This window comes from Actinosynnema sp. (assembly GCF_052038725.1).
Window position 1 is genome coordinate 1 of the sequence record NZ_JBQGCX010001074.1, and the last position, 5,020, is coordinate 5,020.

The window sequence follows — 5,020 nt, forward strand, 5'->3', positions numbered from 1 at the left end:
CGTCGCCTCGGACGTGGTCCTCTCCGCGAGCGCGTTGGCCTCGGCCACGGTCCGCTCGGCCGCCGCGTTCGTCTCGGCCGTCAGCTTCTCCGCCGCCTCGACGGCCTCGGTGGTCGTCTGCTCGGCCAGCGCGTTGGCGTCCGCGACGGTCTTCTCGGCGAGCGCCGTCGCCTCGGTCACGGTCTTCTCGGCCAGCGCGTTCGCGTCGGCCACGGTCTTCCCGGCCAGCTCGTTGGCCTCGGTCACGGTCTTCTCCGCGAGCGCGTTCGCGTCCGCGACCGTCTTCTCGGCCTTCCCGAGCGCCTCGGACTCCAGCTCGGCGATCTGCGCGTCCGACTCGGCCTTGAGCCGCGCGGCCTCCTCGGTGGCCCCGCCGACCAACCGCGCCGCCTCGTCGTTGGCCGACGCCAGCAGCTTCGCCGCCTCCGCCTTCGCCTCGACGACGTGCCGCTCGTGCTCCTTGCGGAGCGCGGTCTTCAGCTCGTCGTACTCCTTGTCGAGGTCGTCGTGGTAGACCTTGTACTTCTGCTCCAGCTCGGTCCGCCGCTGCTCCAGGTCGGCGTTCTTCGCCTCGAACTCGGCGACCGACCGCTCGCGCTCCGTGCGCGCCTCCGCCATCAGCCCGGTGTGCTCGGCGGTCAGCTTGAGCCGCATCTCCTCGTGCGCGCGCTCCAGCTCCGCCCTGCGCTCCTCGTGCTGCCGCTCCAGCTCGGTGGTCCGCTGGATGTGCGCGGCCTCCAGCTGCCTGCCGCGCGCCTCCAGCTCGGCCATCGCGCGCTGGTGCGCGGCCTGCCCCTCGGCGGCGGCCCTGGAGGCGTCCTCCCTGGTCGCGTTGGCCTCGGTCAGCGCGGCCTGGCGTATGTCGGCGATCTCCTCCTCGGCCAAGGTCATCATGACCCGCACGCGCTCGGTGACGTTCGAGGCGTTCAGCGGGCTGTTGGCGAGGCTGGCCAACTGGCCCTTGACCTTGTCCAGCTCGGCGCGGGTGCCTGTGAGGAGCTTCGTCAGCTCCGCCACCTGGGCGTTCGCGGCGTCGTGCGCGCGCGCCGCGTTCTTGAGGTCGAACTCCAAGCGCGTGACGCGCTCGTTCACCTGACGCTGGTTGTACCCGCGCAGGACGACGTCGAAATGCGTGCGGGCAGCAGGCTGCCCAGTCCCTTCAGCCCCGGCCATAATTCCCACACTACCGAGACGGACCCCCTAGTTGTCACCCGATGTAGCTAACGGCACGTGATCTTTTCGTGATCGAGCGTTATAAGGCGATCACCGCGCGTCCGGACAGCGGGTGCGGGGGTCCCTCGCAGGGGGGAGGATCACCGCAGGTCGGGCTCGTGTCGAGACATGTGGGAATGATGTCCGTCACGTGAGATGGATCTCCCGATTGGCGGGACGCGCACGGTAGCGTGCCTTGATTGCCATCGAGTGACCGGGAGGAACGCAGAATGTTCCGCAAGGTACTTGTCGCCAACCGCGGCGAGATCGCCATCCGGGCGTTCCGCGCCGCTTACGAGCTGGGCGCGGGCACGGTCGCGGTCTTCCCCCACGAGGACCGCAACTCCCTGCACCGGCTGAAGGCGGACGAGTCCTACGAGATCGGCGAGCCCGGCCACCCCGTGCGGGCGTACCTGTCCGTCGACGAGGTCATCAAGGCCGCGCGCAAGGCGGGCGCCGACGCCGTGTACCCCGGTTACGGCTTCCTCTCCGAGAACCCCGGACTGGCCAAGGCCTGCGCCGACGCGGGGATCACCTTCGTGGGTCCCCCCACCGAGGTGCTGGAGCTGACCGGCAACAAGGCCAGCGCCATCGCCGCCGCCCGCGCCGCCGGGCTACCCGTGCTCAAGTCCAGCGACCCGTCCAGCGACGTCGACGCGCTGCTCGCGGCGGCCGACGACATCGGCTTCCCGGTGTTCGTCAAGGCCGTCGCGGGCGGCGGCGGGCGCGGGATGCGGCGCGTCGAGGACCCGGCCGCGCTGCGCGAGGCGATCGAGGCCGCGTCCCGCGAGGCCGAGTCCGCCTTCGGGGACCCGACGGTGTTCCTGGAGCAGGCCGTGGTCGAGCCCCGGCACATCGAGGTGCAGATCCTCGCGGACGGGCAGGGCGGCGTGATCCACCTGTTCGAGCGCGACTGCTCGGTGCAGCGCCGCCACCAGAAGGTCATCGAGATCGCGCCCGCCCCGAACCTCCCGCCGGAGCTGCGCGAGCGGATCTGCGGCGACGCGGTCAGGTTCGCGCGGCACATCGGGTACCGCAACGCGGGCACCGTCGAGTTCCTGCTCGACCCGCGCGGGAACTACGTGTTCATCGAGATGAACCCGCGCATCCAGGTCGAGCACACGGTCACCGAGGAGGTCACCGACGTCGACCTCGTGCAGTCCCAGATGCGCATCGCCTCCGGCGAGACCCTCGCGGACCTGGGCCTGAGCCAGGACACCGTGCAGCTGCGCGGCGCCGCGCTCCAGTGCCGCATCACCACCGAGGACCCCGCCAACGGGTTCCGCCCGGACACCGGCATGATCAGCGCCTACCGCTCGCCCGGCGGCTCCGGCGTGCGCCTGGACGGCGGCACCACCGGCGTCGGCACCGCGATCAGCGCCCACTTCGACTCGATGCTGGTCAAGCTGACCTGCCGGGGCCGCACGTTCTCCGCCGCCGTCGCCCGCGCCCGGCGCGCGGTCGCCGAGTTCCGCATCCGGGGCGTGTCCACGAACATCCCGTTCCTGCAGGCGGTGCTGGACGACCCGGACTTCTACGAGGGCCGCGTCACCACCTCGTTCATCGAGAAGCGCCCGCACCTGCTGACCGCGCGCTCCTCCGCGGACCGGGGGACGCGCCTGCTGACGTACCTGGCCGACGTGACGGTGAACCGGCCGAACGGCGCCCGGCCGTCCGCCGTGGACCCCAGGCTGAAGCTGCCGCCCGTCGACCTGTCCGCCGACCCGGCTCCCGGCAGCAAGCAGCGCCTGGACCAGCTCGGCCCGGAGGGGTTCGCGCGGTGGCTGCGCTCCAGCGAGCGCGTCGGCGTCACCGACACCACGTTCCGCGACGCGCACCAGTCGCTGCTGGCCACGCGCGTGCGCACCAAGGACCTGCTGGCCGTCGCGCCGCACGTCGCGCGGCTCACGCCCGAGCTGCTGTCGCTGGAGGCGTGGGGCGGGGCGACCTACGACGTGGCGCTGCGGTTCCTCGCCGAGGACCCGTGGGAGCGGCTGGCCGCGCTGCGCGAGGCGGTGCCGAACATCGCGCTGCAGATGCTGCTGCGCGGGCGCAACACGGTCGGGTACACGCCGTACCCCGAGGCGGTGACCAGCGCCTTCGTCGAGGAGGCCACCGCGACCGGCATCGACATCTTCCGCATCTTCGACGCGCTGAACGACGTCGAGCAGATGCGGCCCGCGATCGAGGCGGTGCGCGCCACCGGCACGGCCGTCGCCGAGGTCGCGCTCTGCTACACCTCCGACCTGTCCAACCCGGACGAGCGGCTCTACACGCTCGACTACTACCTGCGGCTGGCCGAGCAGATCGTGTCGGCGGGCGCGCACGTGCTCGCGGTGAAGGACATGGCCGGGCTGCTCCGCCCGCCCGCCGCCGCGAAGCTCATCACCGCGCTGCGCAGCGAGTTCGACCTGCCGGTGCACCTGCACACCCACGACACCGCAGGCGGCCAGCTGGCCACGTACCTGGCGGCGATCCAGTCCGGCGTGGACGCGGTGGACGGCGCGGCGGCGTCGATGGCGGGCACCACCTCGCAGCCGCCGCTGTCGGCGATCGTGGCGGCGACCGACCACACCCCGCACGCGACCGGCCTGGACCTGGCGGCGGTGTGCGACCTGGAGCCGTACTGGGAGTCGGTGCGGAAGGTGTACGCGCCGTTCGAGTCCGGCATCCCCGGCCCGACGGGGCGGGTGTACAGCCACGAGATCCCCGGCGGCCAGCTGTCGAACCTGCGCACCCAGGCGGTGGCGCTCGGCCTCGGCCAGAAGTTCGAGGAGATCGAGGCGATGTACGCCGCCGCCGACCGGATGCTCGGCAGGCTGGTGAAGGTGACGCCGTCGTCCAAGGTGGTCGGCGACCTGGCGCTGCACCTGGTCGGCGCCGGCGTGAGCCCGGCCGAGTTCGAGGCCGAGCCGGGCAGGTTCGACGTGCCGGGTTCGGTCGTCGGCTTCCTGCACGGCGAGCTGGGCGACCCGCCCGGCGGCTGGCCGGAGCCGTTCCGCAGCAAGGCGCTGAAGGGCAGGGCGGCCCCGAAGGCGGTCGCGGAGCTGACCGAGGAGGACCGCAAGGGCCTGGCCGAGAAGCCCCGCGCGACCCTGAACCGGTTGCTGTTCCCGGCGCCCACCAAGGAGTACCTGGCGCACCGGGACGCGTACGGCGACACGAGCGTGCTGAGCAGCAAGGACTTCTTCTACGGCCTGCGGCCGGGCGAGGAGTACCCGGTGGACCTGGAGCCGGGCGTGCGCCTGCTGATCCGCCTCGAGGCGATCGGCGAGGCGGACGAGCGCGGGGTCCGCACCGTGATGGCGGTCCTCAACGGCCAGCTCCGCCCGATCCAGGTGCGGGACCGCTCGATCGCCGCGGAGGTCCCGGCGGCGGAGAAGGCGGACCGCGCCAACCCGAACCACGTGGCGGCCCCGTTCTCGGGCGTGGTCCAGCCGTCGGTCGCGGAGGGCGACGAGGTCGACGCGGGGCAGACCCTGGCGACGATCGAGGCGATGAAGATGGAGGCCGCGATCACCGCGCCGAAGGCCGGGCGGGTGGCGCGGTTGGCGGTGGGGAACGTGCAGCAGGTCGAAGGCGGGGATCTGCTGGTGGTGCTGGAGTAGCCGATTCCGGGATCCTCCGGGCGGGCGTCCCCTTGCCGGGGCGCCCGCCCTTCCGGTTTCAGAGGTCGAACACGCCCTGCTTCGCGCCCGCGGTGAAGAACTCCCACTCGGCGAACGTGAACCGCTGCGGGGCCTCGTCGGGTCGGTGGGAGTTGCGGACCAGGACCTCGTCGGGGGTGCGCATGACCTCGACGCAGTTG

At 72.2% G+C, this 5,020-nt stretch carries 3 protein-coding genes; 1 reads left to right on the forward strand and 2 read right to left on the reverse strand.

The window, feature by feature from the left end:
* Nucleotides 1–1,173: hypothetical protein (locus ACTUAL_RS22585; RefSeq protein ID WP_440901644.1), on the reverse strand; the 1,173-nt coding region annotated here is incomplete at its 3' end.
* A gap of 269 nt (nucleotides 1,174–1,442) precedes the next feature.
* Between ACTUAL_RS22585 and ACTUAL_RS22590 the strand changes: the two genes are divergently transcribed.
* Nucleotides 1,443–4,820: a pyruvate carboxylase gene (locus ACTUAL_RS22590; protein WP_440901645.1), complete on the forward strand. Its 3,378-nt coding sequence runs from the start codon at nucleotides 1,443–1,445 to the stop codon at nucleotides 4,818–4,820.
* A gap of 58 nt (nucleotides 4,821–4,878) precedes the next feature.
* Here the strand turns inward: ACTUAL_RS22590 and ACTUAL_RS22595 are convergent.
* Nucleotides 4,879–5,020: DUF397 domain-containing protein (locus ACTUAL_RS22595; RefSeq protein WP_440901646.1), on the reverse strand; the 142-nt coding region annotated here is incomplete at its 5' end.